This window comes from Pseudarthrobacter sp. S9, from assembly GCF_050156545.1.
In the GTDB taxonomy this organism is placed as follows: domain Bacteria; phylum Actinomycetota; class Actinomycetes; order Actinomycetales; family Micrococcaceae; genus Arthrobacter.
Window position 1 is genome coordinate 4,440,145 of sequence record NZ_CP189576.1, and the last position, 15,076, is coordinate 4,455,220.

Here is a 15,076-nt window from a genome sequence, read left to right on the forward strand (position 1 = left end):
TGCGCCGCCGGCACCCTTGACCGGCGCCCCGAGGAAAGCGGGTGGACAAGAAGCAGCCGACGCCGGCCGGTGCCGTCCCGCCGGCGTCGGCGTTGCGCTCGGGCCGCCCGTAGGACGCTTACACGTTTTTCTGGGCCTGGGGAACGTGCCGGTCTGACCCGAAGAGCCAGCCGGACACGTCACTACGCAGGACAAGATGGGGCCCGCCGGTGGCGCTGACGCTACCGTTGGGAACGTAATAGCCGCGCCCCGCTCCCGGGCCGCCGGCTGCCCGGTCCAGGGCGTCGGTGAGCCGCCTGTCCAAGTGTCCTTGAGGTCCCAGGGCCCGCAGCTCATCCAGTTCCTCTGGCGTGAGCCTTCCCAGCACTGCAGCGATATCGGCCATCGTGGATCCCTTCCGGCGGATGGTGCCTAAGGCGGATAGTGCTAAGGAATCAGGCTAGGGCACCGAAATTAACGGCATATGACGTCCAGATGACCGGCGTCGAACGAATCTTGAAAGGCGAGGTGACGGGCTTCCGGCGTCGTGTGTCGTGAGAGTCACTGCCCAGACTCCCCGGTCCCCAGCATTTTCAAGGTGGAATGCTGTACCGTTCAATCCCGGAAGCCGGACAAACGCCCGACAAACAGCACTGAACAACACAGCAACGGAAAAGAGTACCAACCAGGTGGCAACCGATTATGACGAAGTTCGATCCGACGTCGCGGAATCACGCAACGCTTCTTTGGAGGCCCTCCGCTCCGCGAACGCGCCGGACGCCCGCAGTGTCGTCCGTGAACTTGACGAGGCCGACACCTCTGAAGGCGTGGAGCTTCCGGGCGCAGACCTGTCCGGCGAGGAACTGACGGTCACTGTCATCCCGCAGAAGGAGGACGAGTTCACCTGCTACTCGTGCTTCCTGGTCCGGCACCGTTCCCAGCTCGCCCGTGAAAAGGCCGGCCGCGCATATTGCGCTGACTGCCTCAGCTAAGTCCCCTCCTCCGGATACACGAAGGTCCGGGACACATTCCCAATGTCTGCCATTGGACGTCCCGGACGACGGCGCCGGCCCCTCGTCTGCTTCACAAACGTGCCAGGAAGATGCGAGACACGCCTTGCGCGCTACGTTCCTATACGCTCCTGATTGACGATGCGGCGAAATGCCGGCGCGGCCGGAGGCAGGATTCATGGGGAACTGGAACACCACGGTGGCGGGCCCCTCTGCTGCATTGCGGCTGCGCCGGGCATGACACAGGGCGGCCACGCGCAGGTCACCGAAGTCCCCGCTTCCCGGTCCGTCCCGGACGAGGGGTCCGCCCCGGACGACCAGATCCCCGGACCGGCCGCCGTCCGGGCCGGGACCGGGCGGCCCGCCCGCACGTGGAGCCTGCAACGTGAATGGTCCAAAGCGTTCATGCTGATGCTGGTGGCGCTCCTCGTCGGGGCAGCAGCGACGGTCATTGGCGTCCGCGGCGTGATGGACCAGGTCCAGCACACCGCCGGCCAGCTCCATCTGGAGTCGGACACAGTCGCGGATCTGCGCTCCGCCCTTGAAGCCCACGAACAGGCTGCCATCCAGCTATTGTCAGAAGCGCCGACGGACACCTCGGCCTTCCTCCAGCAACAGCAGGACATCTCCCGCCGGTTCGACGAGGCCGCCGCGGTCCTGCCAGCTGAGAGGGACATGCGGGCCACCGTGATCAAAGCCCGGGGCACCTGGCAGGACAACCTCGCCGCCCATGGCCTGTGGGGCAGCCAGGTGAAGTCCCTCCGGGGGACCCACGTGGCCGAAGTTGCGGCCTTCGCAGCATCCGGCGCTGGCGTCCGCGCAGTGCTGGCCGGTATCCAGCGTTCCTCCCTCGACGCACTGGACACGGGCCTCGCGTATAGCGCCGAGCTCCAACAGATGGTGATTGCGGCCCGCAGTGCCCTGTTCGCGCTGGCGGCGGCCGGCGTGGTTTACTTCCGCAGCCGGATGGTCAGGTACCTGGTCAGGCCGGTCGAGGGGCTGCACCGCGGGGTCCTGAAGCTGCAGGCCGGGGACTACAGCCACCGGATCGACGTCGTCCGGCACGATGAACTGGGAGAGTTGGCCGGGGCGTTCAACTCCATGGCCGCCGCCGTCCACGACAGCCACGTGGCGCTGACGCACCGGGCCACCCACGACCCCCTCACGGGCCTGGCCAACCGTGCTGCATTGACGGAATGCCTGTCCGCGTCCTTGGGGCCGGGCACCGACCGCAAGGCCCGGCACGAGGGCTTGCTGATCATCGACGTCGACGACTTCAAGGATGTCAACGACTCGCTGGGGCACGAAGGGGGCGACGCGCTGCTCATGCAGCTGGCCAAGCGGCTGCAGGGATGCGTGCGTGCCCAGGACCTCGTCGCCCGCCTCGGCGGGGACGAGTTCGCCGTGGTGGTGATGGACGACGGCTGCAGCTCCGTCACCGGCGAAATCGCCGGGCGGATTCATGACGCCCTGTGTGTACCGTTTTCCGTCGGTGAAGTCCGGTTGAAGGTCACCGCTAGTATGGGGGCCGCCCGGAGACGCCCTGAAACCGGAGATCCGGCCGAGCTGCTGCGGCAGGCAGATTTCGCGATGTACATGGCCAAGCACGGGGGCAAGGGACGCTATCAACTTTTTGACGCCCAGGGCTATGACGAGATGACCTACCGCGCCGCCCTCCGGGCCGACCTGGCCGCGGCCGTTCCCGCTAGGCAGCTGCGCCTCGACTACCAGCCCGTGGCGGATCTGCGCACCGGGGAGATCCTCGGCGTGGAGGCACTCGTACGCTGGGAACACCCGACCCTGGGACGCCTGGGCCCGGCGGAGTTCATTCCGCTGGCCGAGGAGACCGGCGATATCGACGCCATCGGCTGCTGGGTGCTCGAGACGGCCAGCCGACAGGCTGCCGGCTGGCGCCGATCCATGGATCACTGTGCCGACCTGTGGGTTTCCGTCAACCTCTCCACGCTTCAGTTGCCCAGCCCCCGGAACCTTGCCACGATCCAACGCATCCTTGCCGACCCCGCGGCGCAAGCGGACAAGGTAGTGCTCGAAGTCACCGAAACAGCCCTGGCCACGAGCGTCGACGGCGGGGTCGCCGCGCTCAGCGGGCTGAAGGGATTCGGCGTCCGCATCGCGATCGACGACTTCGGGACAGGGTTCTCCTCGCTCAGCACTTTGGCCGTGCTGCCCGCGGACATCCTCAAGATCGACCGCTCATTCCTCTCAGGGCAGGCCTCGGATGCTCCGTCGGCGGCGATGCTCGAGGGCATCCTGGGACTGGCAAGCAAGCTCGATCTCGACGTGGTTGCCGAAGGCATCGAAGACCCTGAACAGCTGGCCGTTCTCCGCGACCTGGGTTGTGGCATGGGGCAGGGATACCTTCTGGCCGGCCCAAGCCCCTCCCCTGTCATTGAAGCGCTCCTGGCATCAGGTACCCGCCTCCAGCCCCCGGCCGGGACGGACACCTAAGTTAGAGCCACCAGGTCCGGAGTGTCACACCTTGACTGACTGAGTTTCAGTCCTCCGGGTGAGGTCCTTCCGGGTCGAAGACCAGCGTCGGCTCGTCGGGCGTTGCGAGCGTCAGGACGGCCTCCTCAACTGTTTCGTGATCCTCAAGATCGCGTTCAACGCGGCGCAGCGCCACGGCGACCTCATGTTCACGGCGGTCCCCCCGCATGTCCACGGCCGCCACGAGGTACAGCTTGCGCGGCCCGACAAATTCAAGGTGCAGGTACGTTATGCGTTCTATCTCCGGGTGCTCCAGGACCCGGCGCGCCATTGAACTCTCGATGTCCGCGCTCACGGCCTGCCCCACGAGGAAACGCCGGTTGCGCTCAATCAGGACGACGGCGACCACCGCCAGCAGGACGCCCACCAAAATGGCCCCCACAGCGTCCGGCACGGCGGATCCCGTGACCTGGTGCAGGAAGATGCCGGCGAAGGCAATGATCAGGCCTATCAGGGCCGCCCCGTCCTCGGCGAAGACGGCACGCAGTGTGGGATCGGAGCTTTTGAGGACCTGCTCCAGGGTGTGCCGGTCAAGTCGGCGTGCCGCCTTCCGGGTTTGCCGGAACGCCCGAGTGAAGGACACGCCCTCCAGCCTTTTTCTCCGCGATTAGCAGGAAGACCTGGTTCCCTGTGTCCGCCCAGGAGTGTGCCGCCTCGGCCGTCATTGACGCGGACCCGGCGATGAGGGCGGCACCGGTCTTCGCGAGGGCAACGAGCACGTTGGCCACAAAGGCGATGATGACCGTCAGCGATGTGGATCCGGACTTGTCACGTGTCACGGAATTGTCCCCTCTCGCCGCCGTCAAACGCCTGGCCACTGCCTACGCTATCTCCTCGGCTGAGCTGTGCCGGGATCACGTGGACCGGACACTGGTGCTATTTTGGTGCGTCGGGCGCAGAATGGAGATTATTAAATTCAATCGCTCTTTCCCAGCGTCGAGGGTGGTGCCATGAATACTGGCAGGATACGGGCTTCGCTGTTACTGGTTCTGGTCTTGGTCGGGACGGGCGGGTGCGCCGGTGGCGGCGGTGGCGGCGGTGGCGGATACCCGGCGTCGACGTCGGCGGCCACCCAAAGCGCAACGCCCAGCACAGCGCTGGCCATAGCGATCAAGGACTTCGCCTACGGGACTCCGCTCACCGTGGCCCCCGGCGCGACGGTGACCGTGACCAACATGGACACCGCCGGGCACACCGTGACGGCCGACGAAGGCTCCGCGTTTGACGCGGACGTCAAGGGCAGCGGCGGCACAGCCACTTTCACGGCACCGACAAAGCCCGGAACCTACGCATACCATTGCACCTACCATCCGAGCATGCACGGGACGCTGACAGTCAAATGAGCGTACAAAGCCACTCTGGACGGTCCGTGGGCGTGCGGGGAGCCGGCATCGCCCTGCGCGTTCTGACCGCCGTCGCCCTCTTCATCGACGCCGGCGTCCACGTCCATCTCGCGCCCGGCTACCAGGCCGGGAATGCTGTCGGGATCGGCCAAGGCAACCTCTTCCTGCTCGAGTCCGCCGCGGCCGTCCTGACCGCGCTCTACGTCCTCCTGCGCGGGAGCAGGGCCGCCTATGCGGCCGCCCTGATGGTGGCACTGAGCGCCTTCGTGGCAGTAGTCCTCTACCGCTATGTGAACATACCTGCGTTCGGCCCGTTTCCCGCCATGTACGACCCCGTCTGGTTCTTCGAAAAGTCCCTCAGCGCGGTCGCGGAAGCAGCCGGGGCCATCCTGGCGGCCATTGGCTTCGTCCGGGCCGGACGGGATGGCACCCGCCGGCGCAGCCGGCCCACGCCCTGACGGCTCACGTCCTGACAGCACCTGCGCCTGTCCCCCGGCGGTTCCGAAGGATTGCCTGCGGAAGTTGCTAGCATGTGGGCGAGGTGGTTCATGCAAAGCACAATGGCTCGTCGGGCAGTCATCGACGTCGCGGCTGCACTGGCAGCGTTTCTTGGGGTTGGAATCTGGCTCGGCGCCACGATCATCCCCGATGCCGGTCTCCGCTATGTTGCCATTGCAGCGGGTGCTGCCGTGATCGGGCGCGCAGCCGTCTCCATCCTTCGGCGCGAGCCCCGGTTCTCAACCCCCGCGGACCGCGTCACCCTGCTGCGGGCCGTCCTTGTGGCCTGCTGCGCCACAGTGACGGTGGGCGGGCTGCTCGAAGGGCCCATCCCTACCGGACTCGTCGTTCTCCTCGGCACCGGCGCGTTTCTTCTCGACGCCGTGGACGGGCGCGTGGCCCGGTTGACCGGCACCGCGTCGGCTGAGGGTTCGCTGCTGGACACGGATACCGACGGCGCCCTCGTGTTGGCCCTCTCCTGCGCGACGGCGGGAACTGTCGGCCCCTGGACCTTGGGCATCGGGCTCATGTACTACCTGTTTCTCGCCGTCGGCCGGTTCCGGCCATCCCTGAAGGCACGTCTGCCATCGAGCACCGCCCGCAAGGTCATCGGCGCCATCCAGCCATCCGCCCTGCTGTTCGCCCTGGCCCCCGGCGTCCCTCCCGTACTGGGAACCGTGGCTCTCGGCCTGGCCCTTCCGTTGCTCGTCTTTTCCTTCGGCCGAGACACCGTGGAGCTGGAACGCCGGCACCGCAGTCTTAGCCGGGATCAGCCGGCACGGACGGGGCAGGCCGCGGCGCGAGGTTCCTGGTAGCGGGACCCTGGATGACGGCGCCGTCGGTAGAAAACCGGGAGCCATGGCAGGGGCAGTCCCAGGTCACGTCGTCCGCGTTGAACTCGATCGTGCAGCCCAGATGCGTGCAGATGGCCGAGACGGCATGGAGTTGTCCGGCGGGGTCGGCATAGACGGCGGTCTTCTCGCCGTCGATCTCCACGACGGTTCCATCGCCCGGCCGGAGCCCCGCGATGCTCTGCTGGCCCGCTACCTCGCCGATCGGCGCGGCCGCTATCGCCGCCTCCTGCGCTCCGGGCTGCTCGGCGGACTGCGGCGCACGGCCGGCCGGGGCGATCCGGTTGCTGTTGAACACCGCCGCCCACGGGTTGTACCGGCCGCACAGGGTGTCGGTGAGGATCAGGGCCGCGGCGGTGCCGTTGGTCAGGCCCCATTTGCGCAGGCCGGTGATCACATGGATGTGCGCGGCCATCGGGGACATGCGTCCCACATAGGGCAGCCCGTCGATGGGGATGCCGTCCTGCGTGGACCAGCGGAAGCGGACTTCCCCCGTGCCGAGGCGGTCACGCGAAAAAGCCGCGAGGCGCCGGTACCGTTCGGCGGTGTCGCCGGCCTCCGTCGCCCGGTGGCCCTCACCGCCGGCGAGGACGTAACTCGCGCCGTCGAGGTCGATCGCGAGGATGGAGCGCATGGGCTCGTCGACGCTGATAAAGGTCCCGTCCAGCTTCTCGGAGGCCGCGGGGCTGGCGATGAGGTAGGAACGGTGCAGATAGCACCGTTCCTCGAAGAGTCCGGCGTCGCCGAGGGGCACATTGGTGGCCACGACGACATCGCGTGCCCGGACGGTTCCCCTCCCGGTGTCGACGACGGCCGGCGCGCCGTCGTGCAGGGCCACGGCGCGCGACTCCTCGAACACATGGCTGCCGTCCCCGTCCACGGCACGGGCGAGGCCCTGCAGGTATTTCACCGCATGGAGCTGCGCCTGATCGTCGAAGCGGACTGCCCCCTTGACCGCAAAGGGCAGCGGCACCTCGGCGGTGAAGACGGAGGGAAGACCGAGCTTCGCACCTAGGGCCGCCTCTTCACGGACGCGTGCGAGGGTGTCGGCGGTTTCGGCGTAGGTGTAGTTGGACACGCGCCGGAAGTCGCAGTCAATCCCTTCCTCCGCCACGACGCGCGCGATGTGTTCGACCGCGGCCTGGTTGGCCTGCCCGTAGCTGCGCGCTGTATCAGGACTGTGGCTGCCCGCGAGTTCGGTGTAGACGAGGCGGTGCAGGGACGTGACTTTGCCGGTGGTGTGCCCGGTGACTCCGGTGCCGACACGGGCAGCCTCCACCACTGCGACGGTGTGGCCGGCACGTTTGAGGGCCAGCGCCGCGGTCAGGCCGGCGATGCCGCCGCCGACCACCGCCACGTCGACCTCAATGTCGGCGTCCAGCGAGGGATAGCCGGTGACCCCTGCGGTGGCGACCCAGAGGGACATCTGTCTGCCTTCGAGCCGCTCACCCACCGCAATGCCTTCCAACGAGCACGCAATTCTTGCCCCGAATATGAACGATTTCCACGTGAAAGATGGACGGAATGTAGCACCGTTCAGAGTGGCTGCATAGAGTCCCTCAGGCGGCAGCGCGTCCCTGGCGACACCGGTAGCCGCAGTCCCTCCCCCGGGGTAGACTCTTCGCAGAATTCGAAGATGAAAGCCCCACCTCATGAACAAGAATCGGCTGGAGACCTTCAGCGACGGCGTGCTGGCCATCATTATCACCATCATGGTGTTGGAGCTCCACGTCCCCGCGGAGCCGACCTGGCAGTCGCTGCTCGACGAACTCCCCACGGTATTCAGCTACGTGCTGAGCTTTGTCTATGTCGGGATCTACTGGAACAACCACCACCATATGCTGCACCTGGCCGGCAGGATTAGCGGCGGAGTCCTCTGGGCAAACCTGCATCTGCTGTTCTGGCTGTCGCTGTTCCCCTTCACCACGCGCTGGATGAACAACGCGGGCCTGGTGAAGCTGCCCGTCCTGGTCTACGGGCTGAATCTTCTCCTCGCCGCGGTCGCCTACTACATTCTGAAATCAACCCTGATTCGGCAGCAGGGACGGCATGGCCCCCTGGAACTGGCCATGGGCCAGGACTGGAAAGGGAAAGGCTCACCAGCCCTCTACATCCTGGGAATGGGCCTCACCTTCGTGCACCCGCTCCTGGGCCTCGCTGTCTACACCGGGGTCGCAGCCATCTGGCTCATCCCGGACCGGCGCGTGGAGCGGTTCATTGCGCGCAGCTGACCGTCGTTGCCCGCATCGGTCCACGCGAGCGCGCGGCTCAGGCACCTCCGGGGGCGCTGAAGCTGATGATATCCGCCGTCGTCAGCGAGAAGTTCTGCCCCGGACGGCCGCCCACGCGGCGGCCCATTGGGGAAGTGCGTCCTGCCATTTCGCCATGATTCTCTTGCCCTCAGATCCAGGCGGTCCGGCGCAGCGGAGGTTCGGTGCCGCCCGGGCGCTGCACGAGGACCTGGTTGACGCCCGTCATGCCGGCCTCGAAGCCCAGGGCGCTCGCGGCCATGTAGAGCCGCCACACCCGGGCCCGCCCTGCGCCGGCGGTCCGCACGGCCTCGTCCCAATGCTTCTCCAGGTTCTGCACCCAGGCCCGGAGAGTCAGCGCGTAGTGCCGGCGCAACGCCTCGACGTCGAGCACTTCCAGTCCGCCGGCTTCGAGCGCGCCGACCATTTCGGCGAGGCTGATCATCTCCCCGTCGGGGAAGACATAGCGGGGAATGAACGAGTCGGGGTCCGGCGCGGCCGGCCCGGCGTTCCAGGAGATGGCGTGGTTGAGCAGCCGGCCGCCGGGACGCAGCAGCCCGTGCAGGTGGGAGACGTAACCGGGGGTCTGCGCGCGCCCGACGTGTTCGGACATGCCGATGGAGCTGATCGCGTCGAACGGCCCGTCGCCGACGTCGCGGTAGTCCTGGACCCGGATGTCCACGCGGTCCGTGAGCCCGACGTCGGCAACGCGCTTACGGGCCAGCGCCGCCTGTTCGGCGGAGAGGGTGACGCCGACGACGTCGACCCCGTAGCGTTGCGCGGCGTGCAGGGCGAAGCTGCCCCAGCCGCAGCCGACGTCCAGCGCGCGCATGCCCGGCTGCAACCCCAGCTTCCGGCAGACAAGATCGAGCTTGGCCTCCTGGGCGGCATCCAGGCCGGTGTGTTCGTTTTCCCAGACCGCGCAGGAGTAGACCATCGACGGACCGAGGACGAGGGCGTAGAAGTCGTTGCCGAGGTCGTAGTGGTGTGAGATGGCCGCGGCGTCGCGGCTCCGGGTGTGCTCCCGGCCGTGGCGGGTGACCTTCGCTTCCTCCGGCGGCGGCGCCGGATTCGGGCCCAGCGCGCCGAGCCGGACAGCGGTCTTGAGGAGCGTGAAAATTTCGCGTGCTGTCGGCGGCCGGAACGGCCCGGCCTCGGCGAACTTGCCGGCGGAACTCAGCGCGGCGAAACTCGCGAAAATGTCCCCCGGGGCATCGATGTCGCCGGCAACGTAGGCGCGGCTGAGCCCGAGCTGGCCGGGTGACCAGAGCATCCGCCGCAATGCCCGGCGGGACCGGAACACGAGGACCGGAGCATCGGCCGGCCCAGCTTCCGAGCCGTCCCAGGCGCGCAGCCTGAGCGGGATCGCGTTGGTACCAAGAACGATGGCCAGCGCATCCGCCAGCCGTGATGCCACCTCCGTGGACTTCGTCATGTTCATTGCCTCGCTTCCAGTGCCACGGCAAGCAGCGCACCCGCGCACTCACCTCGCTAGTTCCAAACTATTGGCAAGCCTATTGCCAACCCCCGGCCTTCAGACAGGGCCTAAGTCCTTCCGGTTCCTCACCGGGACAGATACAGGGCATGCGCCTCTGGCGCTCCCCCGGCCTGATGCCCACGGTGTTTGCTATGTCTGAGGCTTTTTCGTCTCTCGTGGAGACCTTCAAAAACGTGGGTGTGTCAAGGGCGTACGGCGCTGCCGTGCAGATCGCAGGGGAAGAGGTTATCCCTGTGGCGTTGGTGTCCTTTGGAATCGGTGGAGGCAGCAGCCCTGAAACCGGCGACGCCGGCGGGGGCGGCGGAGGCTTCGTGCTTCCCTTGGGCGTCTATGGCAGGGGCCCGGGCGGACGTGACGTTCCGGCCCAACACCATCGTGGTGCTGGCCGGTCTGGCCCCGCTGGTGTGCGCCGTCGGGTTTTCCGTCCGCGGAATCCTTCGTACGGTGCGGTCCCGTTAGGGGAACGGTCGTAGGGGGCGCGTCGTGGCGACCAAAGTCGCCGGAGGCCGTACCTCCGGCGCTCTTTTCCTGTGCGTCTAGTCTCGGGCGATGAGTGGCCGCGTTCCAAGAATTCCCCAAGCCGGGGAGCGCATCATTTCGTTTGGGGTGGCCTGGGTCTCGGGCAGCTCTCTGAACGACGTCGGACGGAAATGATCGACGATGAATATTTTGAAGACTGCATGTGTAGCGTCCTTGGGCGGGCTGCTCCTGCTGACGGGATGCGCTTCAACCACTGCCACTCCGGGTCCCACCACCACGGTCACGGCGACCTCCCCGCCGTCGGTGGTGATCTTTAACCCGGAGACCAGCGGCAAGGTCTTGGCAGACAAGATCCAGGCCCGTGCCAAACCCAAGACTCCCGGAGTCACGATCTCCACGGTGGAGTGCAAGAACTTCCCGGACATCAAGGTGAACACTCATACGGACTGCCAGATGGTGGTCAACGGGGTCAAGCGCGGGTATCTGGCCACCTTCACCCAGCGCGACGGTCACTACGAGATCAAGGCTCAGGATCTCACCTGGTAAACGGCGTCGCCACCGCAATCGCCATTCAGACCGTCGTATGCGACATGGTTGGTTCCTGGTCGTCTTCGGCCTCGACCCATGCTGCGAAGTCCTTCAGCGACATGAAACAGTAGTAGTCGCAGTACCGCAGGTTCTTCTTCTCCGCCTTACTCATGACTGTAATTCGATACGACGCCGGGCGCGGATGGGATCCCGCCGCCTCCCTGGACGCCACGGCTGATACAGCCGTTTCCGGGCCGGCTATTGCACCGGTTGTCAGTCTTTGTTGCGCGCCCGGCTGGGCTGCACCCGGGACGGTTCGCCCGGCATCTTCGGAAAGTCCGGCGGGAAGGGAAGCTCCCCCAGTCCTGCCGCCAGATCCCGCTCCCACCATTCCAGGAGCACATCAACGGTGCCCGTGCTGGAATGCATTGCTGCCCAGGGATCACCGGTTTTTCTGAGCCGCTCCGGTACGGTGATGATCGTGAAATCATTCGGGTCGGCGTTTTCCAGTTCTTCCCAACCGATCGGGCAGGAGACGGTGGCGTTGGCGAGGGCGCGCGGACTGTAGGCCCCCGCCATCGTGCGATCGCGGTTCGCTTGGTTGAAGTCTACGAATATGCGCCGACCGCGTTCCTCCTTCCACCAGGCGGTGGTGACTTTCTCGGGCATGCGCCGCTCGAGTTCGCGTGCCGCTGCGATGACCGCGTGCCGTACCTCCAGAAACTCACGGCTCGCCTCGATGGCAGCAAAGACATGCAGCCCGCGGTTTCCGGACGTCTTGATGAAGGATTCCAGCCCGGCCTCGGCAAGCACGGACCGGAGCTCCCGGGCGGCAGGAATGGCGTCGGCGTACCCGGTGCCGGGCTGCGGGTCAAGGTCAATGCGGAGCTCGTCCGGGTTGTCCGGGTTGCCCGCACGCGAAGCCCACGGGTGGAACACCAGCGCGTTCATCTGCACCGCCCAGACCGCGGCCGCGACTTCGTCAATGACCAGCTGGGGATGCGAACGGCCGCTCGGGTAGACGACGTTCACCGACCGGATGAAGTCCGGGGCACCTTTTGGAGGATTCTTCGAGAAGAACTGTTCGCCTTCGATGGTGTCGTTGAACCGCTGGAGAGTCACGGGCCGATCCCCGTTCGCCGCCACGAAGGCGTCCCCCACATCGACGATATAGCGGGCGAGGTCCAGCTTTGTGAGGCCCAGCTTGGGCCACAGGACTCTGCCCGGGCTCGACAGCCTCAGCTCCCGGGTGCCGTCCGGACCATTGACAGTAAGGTGGGCTTCTTCCCTGACCATGGGGACAAGCTACTCCGAGAAGAGTTGCAAATGAATAGCGCAGCGCCGTGGAGGGCGTGCATATTGCGCTTCCCCTCTGCGGAGGGTCCTTGCGGAGGGGCGGAACGGGTGGTTACCCGGCATCATTGGTGCATGACCGTCCCCGAGTCCCCTATCACCATCGCCGTCGGCGAGAGCTCCGTCTCGGGCGTCTTCGCACAACCCGACGACGCGTTCGCCACCCTCGTTGTCGCCCACGGCGCAGGGGCTGGGATGGATCATCCGTTCCTGCTCGGCTTCACCCGCGCCCTGAACGAGGAGGCCGTCGCTACGCTTCGTTTCAACTTCCCCTACCGCGAAGCCGGCAGGAAGTTCCCCGACAGGCCGCCGGTGGCAATCGCCGCCTGGCGGGCGGCAATGTACGCGGCCGAGTCCCGCACCGACGGCAAGCCGCTGTGGGCCGCTGGCAAGTCCTTCGGCGGACGCATGGCCGCAATGGCGGTCGCTGAGGGGATGCCCGCCGCCGGGCTGGTCTACCTTGGCTACCCGCTCCATCCGCCGGGCCAGCCGGAGAAGCTCCGCGATGCGCATCTCTACGGCCTGACGCTGCCGATGCTCTTCCTGCAGGGCACGCGCGACCCGTTCGCCACCCCTGAGCTGCTCGAGGCCGTGGTTGCCCGCATCGGTCCGTCCGCAACACTTGAGTGGCGTGAGGGTGGCGACCACTCCTTTGGAGTCGCGGGCACGAAGCGCGCCGCGGTAGAGGTGGGGTCATTGCTGGCACGGTCGGTCGCGGCGTTCCTGAAACAGCATCGTGAGAGCCCCGTATCCCTGTCCCCTACCCGGTAGGCCCCGGTTTGCCCGTCAACAGGTTTTGTACGTGGGTTTCGATGGCGGTGACGGCGGCGCCAGCCCCGCCCGCGCCGCGGACCGTCCCGCTCATGGCCGCCACGTTCTGCCGGATCTGCTCGTCCGCGCTGACCTCCGACACAGCGCCCAGAAGCTCCGACGGCGTCAGGTCCTCCGCCGCCAGGCACCGTCCGAGGCCAAGTTCTTCCAGCCGACGGGCTGTGGCCTCCTGCTCCGGCTGCTGCGGGACGGCCACCATTGGGACGTCGAAATAGAGCGCTTCCATGGTCGAGTTCATCCCGGCATGCGTGAGGAAGACATCTGCCTGGCGCAGAACCAGAAGCTGCGGAAAGAACGCCTGGATCCGGACGTTGGCGGGAATCGTCCCCAGCTCGGTGGGGTTTGTCTGTTCTCCAATGGCCATGGCGACGTCCCATTTGCTCTGGCCGAAGGCGTCGAGACACATCCGGAAGAAGTCCGGCCGCCGGTTCAAGGGAGTGGTCCCCAGCGAAATGAACAGCAACGGATTCGACCCCTTGTGGGTCCACTCGCCGTCAGACTCCCGTCCCCCCGCGCTGGGCCCCACAAACCTAAACCGCTCATCGAACGTCTCGCCCAGGGGCTGGAACTCGCGGGGAATGAAGACAATATTGAACGGCGCCGGCGGACCGTCGAACAGCCGGGGTGTTCTCACTCCTTGTCCGGCCGCGAACTCGGCAACTAAACGGCCCATTGCCATCGCAGCCTTTGCCATTTCATCCGCCATTTCCGGGGGCGGCGCGGCGGGCAGCAGGGACCTGAGTGAGAAATGCTCATTGGTGGCGTAGGTGGGCATCATGGCAATCGCCGGGACGCCCACCTTCTCCGCCGCCATGCTGCCGCTGAGTGTCATCGCATCGAAACAGACGGCATCGGGAGGGTCTCCCCTCAAGTGTTCCACCAGGGCGGGAAAGCTTGCCCGGAGGTCGTCGAACACGCGCTTCATCATCGGGAGCATCAGCTGCGCCCGCGCCGGCTGGCCGGGGATCGGAACCGGCAGCGAGGCCAGCCAGTTCTCTCCGGAAGCGCGGAAAGTCGCCCCGACGGTCCGGATCCGTTGTTCGAAGTCGACCGAGGTGAAGTAGGTGACACGGTGTCCCCGGCGTATGAGCTCGGCGACGACGGGCAGTGTCGGGTTGACGTGTCCTGCGGCGGGAATGGAGATAAACGAGAAATGCATGACGATCACTACTCATCGCTACTGAGATCCGGTTTGGCTGAGCTCCTGTTTGGCTGACGTCCTGAATGACTGACGTTCCGAAATGACTGACGTTCCGTCAGCCGCGTCATATTTCATCATCCGCCTGTAGCCGGGACACCGCGACCCACCGGACGGCCTCACGCCGGGCCGGAAGGTGCATAATTCGAGTATGCGCAGGGCAACGGCTTGGGTTACCGCTGGACTCATCATCACCATCCTCTGCGGCATGTTCTACGCTGTGCAGCAGCAGACTGTGCGGCGATCCGCCAACACGGAGCCGGCCGCCGCGGTGGAACGGGAACTGCAACTGATCGACTTCGGATCACACGCGTCGGCTGAACCTGCGCTGGAGTTGAACCAGAACAGCGGCCCATTCGTGATCGTCTATTCGGCGGACAACACGGCCGAAACCGGCACAGCCGTCTTGGATGGAACGCTGCCAGCAATGCCGGATGGAGTCCTGGACTTCGCCCGGACACACGGCCTGGACCGCATCACCTGGCAGCCCCGTCCGGACTTGCGCATGGCGCTGGTCATCAAGCCCGCCGCCGGCGGCAAGGCCGTCGTCGGCGGACAATCGCTGACGCCCTTTGAAGACCGGGATCGGCAGAGCCTGCTGTTCACGGTCCTCGGCTGGCTCGCGAGCCTCCTCACGCTGGGCGCTGGCTTTGCGGCGACGCAACTTCGGCGGACGCCCGCACCGCAGACAGCAACACAACCGGAGGCCTGAGACCTGCAGTCGGGCTCCGATCCTGGCCGCGGTCCGCG

The 15,076-nt window shown here is 66.4% G+C and carries 17 protein-coding genes; 9 read left to right on the forward strand and 8 right to left on the reverse strand.

Annotation, left to right across the window (positions count from 1 at the left end):
- Positions 1-118 precede the first annotated feature (118 nt).
- Positions 119-385: a hypothetical protein gene (locus ACQCSY_RS21345; RefSeq protein ID WP_427131968.1), complete on the reverse strand. Its 267-nt coding sequence runs from the start codon at positions 383-385 to the stop codon at positions 119-121.
- Between the two features lie 283 nt (positions 386-668).
- On the opposite strand from ACQCSY_RS21345, the gene ACQCSY_RS21350 reads away from it, so the two are divergent.
- Together ACQCSY_RS21350 and ACQCSY_RS21355 are read left to right on the forward strand one after the other, a co-directional pair.
- Positions 669-971, forward strand: a complete 303-nt coding sequence (locus tag ACQCSY_RS21350) for a DUF4193 domain-containing protein (protein ID WP_427131970.1) — start codon at positions 669-671, stop codon at positions 969-971.
- A 255-nt stretch (positions 972-1,226) separates the two neighbouring features.
- A complete protein-coding gene (locus ACQCSY_RS21355; RefSeq protein WP_427131972.1) occupies positions 1,227-3,458 on the forward strand; it encodes a putative bifunctional diguanylate cyclase/phosphodiesterase in 2,232 nt (743 codons plus the stop codon).
- 46 nt (positions 3,459-3,504) lie between these two features.
- On the opposite strand, the gene ACQCSY_RS21360 is transcribed toward ACQCSY_RS21355, so the two are convergent.
- Positions 3,505-4,080, reverse strand: coding sequence for a cation transporter (locus ACQCSY_RS21360; protein WP_427131974.1), 576 nt, complete (start codon positions 4,078-4,080; stop codon positions 3,505-3,507).
- Entirely contained in the window at positions 4,028-4,276 is a 249-nt protein-coding gene (locus ACQCSY_RS21365) for a cation transporter (protein WP_427131976.1), read from the reverse strand. The genes ACQCSY_RS21360 and ACQCSY_RS21365 overlap by 53 nt, the downstream gene beginning before the upstream one ends.
- A 171-nt stretch (positions 4,277-4,447) precedes the next feature.
- Between ACQCSY_RS21365 and ACQCSY_RS21370 the strand changes: the two genes are divergently transcribed.
- The 3 genes from ACQCSY_RS21370 (at position 4,448) to ACQCSY_RS21380 (ending at position 6,153) form a co-directional block, all read left to right on the forward strand.
- Positions 4,448-4,840, forward strand: a complete 393-nt coding sequence (locus ACQCSY_RS21370; RefSeq protein WP_427131978.1) for a cupredoxin domain-containing protein — start codon at positions 4,448-4,450, stop codon at positions 4,838-4,840.
- Positions 4,837-5,298 (forward strand): hypothetical protein, encoded by a 462-nt coding sequence (locus ACQCSY_RS21375; protein ID WP_427131980.1) that lies wholly within the window; start codon positions 4,837-4,839, stop codon positions 5,296-5,298. The genes ACQCSY_RS21370 and ACQCSY_RS21375 overlap by 4 nt, the downstream gene beginning before the upstream one ends.
- A 90-nt stretch (positions 5,299-5,388) precedes the next feature.
- A complete protein-coding gene (locus tag ACQCSY_RS21380; RefSeq protein WP_427131982.1) occupies positions 5,389-6,153 on the forward strand; it encodes a CDP-alcohol phosphatidyltransferase family protein in 765 nt (254 codons plus the stop codon).
- Here the strand turns inward: ACQCSY_RS21380 and ACQCSY_RS21385 are convergent.
- Entirely contained in the window at positions 6,098-7,615 is a 1,518-nt protein-coding gene (locus ACQCSY_RS21385) for an FAD-dependent oxidoreductase (RefSeq protein ID WP_427131984.1), read from the reverse strand. The genes ACQCSY_RS21380 and ACQCSY_RS21385 overlap by 56 nt on opposite strands.
- A gap of 226 nt (positions 7,616-7,841) precedes the next feature.
- On the opposite strand from ACQCSY_RS21385, the gene ACQCSY_RS21390 reads away from it, so the two are divergent.
- Positions 7,842-8,420 carry a TMEM175 family protein gene (locus ACQCSY_RS21390; protein ID WP_427131986.1) on the forward strand — a complete coding sequence of 193 codons (579 nt, stop codon included), beginning with the start codon at positions 7,842-7,844 and terminating at the stop codon, positions 8,418-8,420.
- Positions 8,421-8,589: 169 nt separating this feature from the next.
- Here ACQCSY_RS21390 and ACQCSY_RS21395 read toward each other — a convergent pair whose 3' ends face one another.
- Positions 8,590-9,873 carry a class I SAM-dependent methyltransferase gene (locus ACQCSY_RS21395; RefSeq protein WP_427131988.1) on the reverse strand — a complete coding sequence of 428 codons (1,284 nt, stop codon included), beginning with the start codon at positions 9,871-9,873 and terminating at the stop codon, positions 8,590-8,592.
- A 723-nt stretch (positions 9,874-10,596) separates the two neighbouring features.
- On the opposite strand from ACQCSY_RS21395, the gene ACQCSY_RS21400 reads away from it, so the two are divergent.
- A complete protein-coding gene (locus ACQCSY_RS21400; protein WP_427131990.1) occupies positions 10,597-10,962 on the forward strand; it encodes a hypothetical protein in 366 nt (121 codons plus the stop codon).
- 25 nt (positions 10,963-10,987) lie between these two features.
- Here the strand turns inward: ACQCSY_RS21400 and ACQCSY_RS21405 are convergent, their stop codons facing one another.
- Together ACQCSY_RS21405 and ligD are read right to left on the reverse strand one after the other, a co-directional pair.
- Positions 10,988-11,116, reverse strand: coding sequence for a hypothetical protein (locus tag ACQCSY_RS21405; RefSeq protein WP_427131992.1), 129 nt, complete (start codon positions 11,114-11,116; stop codon positions 10,988-10,990).
- A gap of 101 nt (positions 11,117-11,217) precedes the next feature.
- The gene (ligD, locus tag ACQCSY_RS21410; RefSeq protein ID WP_427131994.1) at positions 11,218-12,240 is read right to left on the reverse strand and encodes a non-homologous end-joining DNA ligase; all 1,023 of its coding nucleotides are present in this window, start codon (positions 12,238-12,240) and stop codon (positions 11,218-11,220) included.
- 132 nt (positions 12,241-12,372) lie between these two features.
- On the opposite strand from ligD, the gene ACQCSY_RS21415 reads away from it, so the two are divergent.
- Positions 12,373-13,068, forward strand: coding sequence for an alpha/beta family hydrolase (locus ACQCSY_RS21415; RefSeq protein WP_427131996.1), 696 nt, complete (start codon positions 12,373-12,375; stop codon positions 13,066-13,068).
- Here ACQCSY_RS21415 and ACQCSY_RS21420 read toward each other — a convergent pair.
- Positions 13,058-14,287, reverse strand: a complete 1,230-nt coding sequence (locus ACQCSY_RS21420) for a macrolide family glycosyltransferase (RefSeq protein WP_427135985.1) — start codon at positions 14,285-14,287, stop codon at positions 13,058-13,060. The genes ACQCSY_RS21415 and ACQCSY_RS21420 overlap by 11 nt on opposite strands.
- Before the next feature lie 190 nt (positions 14,288-14,477).
- Between ACQCSY_RS21420 and ACQCSY_RS21425 the strand changes: the two genes are divergently transcribed.
- Entirely contained in the window at positions 14,478-15,038 is a 561-nt protein-coding gene (locus tag ACQCSY_RS21425; RefSeq protein WP_427131998.1) for a hypothetical protein, read from the forward strand.
- The last annotated feature ends 38 nt before the right edge of the window (positions 15,039-15,076 follow it).

What these genes read in the sequence shown, in the direction of transcription:
- ACQCSY_RS21345 (WP_427131968.1), bottom strand. Translation starts at nt 385, where the DNA reads ATGGCCGATATCGCTGCAGTGCTGGGAAGGCTCACGCCAGAGGAACTG.
- ACQCSY_RS21355 (WP_427131972.1), top strand. Translation starts at nt 1,227, where the DNA reads ATGACACAGGGCGGCCACGCGCAGGTCACCGAAGTCCCCGCTTCCCGG.
- ACQCSY_RS21370 (WP_427131978.1), top strand. Translation starts at nt 4,448, where the DNA reads ATGAATACTGGCAGGATACGGGCTTCGCTGTTACTGGTTCTGGTCTTG.
- ACQCSY_RS21375 (WP_427131980.1), top strand. Translation starts at nt 4,837, where the DNA reads ATGAGCGTACAAAGCCACTCTGGACGGTCCGTGGGCGTGCGGGGAGCC.
- ACQCSY_RS21380 (WP_427131982.1), top strand. Translation starts at nt 5,389, where the DNA reads ATGCAAAGCACAATGGCTCGTCGGGCAGTCATCGACGTCGCGGCTGCA.
- ACQCSY_RS21385 (WP_427131984.1), bottom strand. Translation starts at nt 7,615, where the DNA reads ATGTCCCTCTGGGTCGCCACCGCAGGGGTCACCGGCTATCCCTCGCTG.
- ACQCSY_RS21390 (WP_427131986.1), top strand. Translation starts at nt 7,842, where the DNA reads ATGAACAAGAATCGGCTGGAGACCTTCAGCGACGGCGTGCTGGCCATC.
- ACQCSY_RS21395 (WP_427131988.1), bottom strand. Translation starts at nt 9,873, where the DNA reads ATGACGAAGTCCACGGAGGTGGCATCACGGCTGGCGGATGCGCTGGCC.
- ACQCSY_RS21400 (WP_427131990.1), top strand. Translation starts at nt 10,597, where the DNA reads ATGAATATTTTGAAGACTGCATGTGTAGCGTCCTTGGGCGGGCTGCTC.
- ACQCSY_RS21405 (WP_427131992.1), bottom strand. Translation starts at nt 11,116, where the DNA reads ATGAGTAAGGCGGAGAAGAAGAACCTGCGGTACTGCGACTACTACTGT.
- ligD (WP_427131994.1), bottom strand. Translation starts at nt 12,240, where the DNA reads ATGGTCAGGGAAGAAGCCCACCTTACTGTCAATGGTCCGGACGGCACC.
- ACQCSY_RS21415 (WP_427131996.1), top strand. Translation starts at nt 12,373, where the DNA reads ATGACCGTCCCCGAGTCCCCTATCACCATCGCCGTCGGCGAGAGCTCC.
- ACQCSY_RS21420 (WP_427135985.1), bottom strand. Translation starts at nt 14,287, where the DNA reads ATGCATTTCTCGTTTATCTCCATTCCCGCCGCAGGACACGTCAACCCG.
- ACQCSY_RS21425 (WP_427131998.1), top strand. Translation starts at nt 14,478, where the DNA reads ATGCGCAGGGCAACGGCTTGGGTTACCGCTGGACTCATCATCACCATC.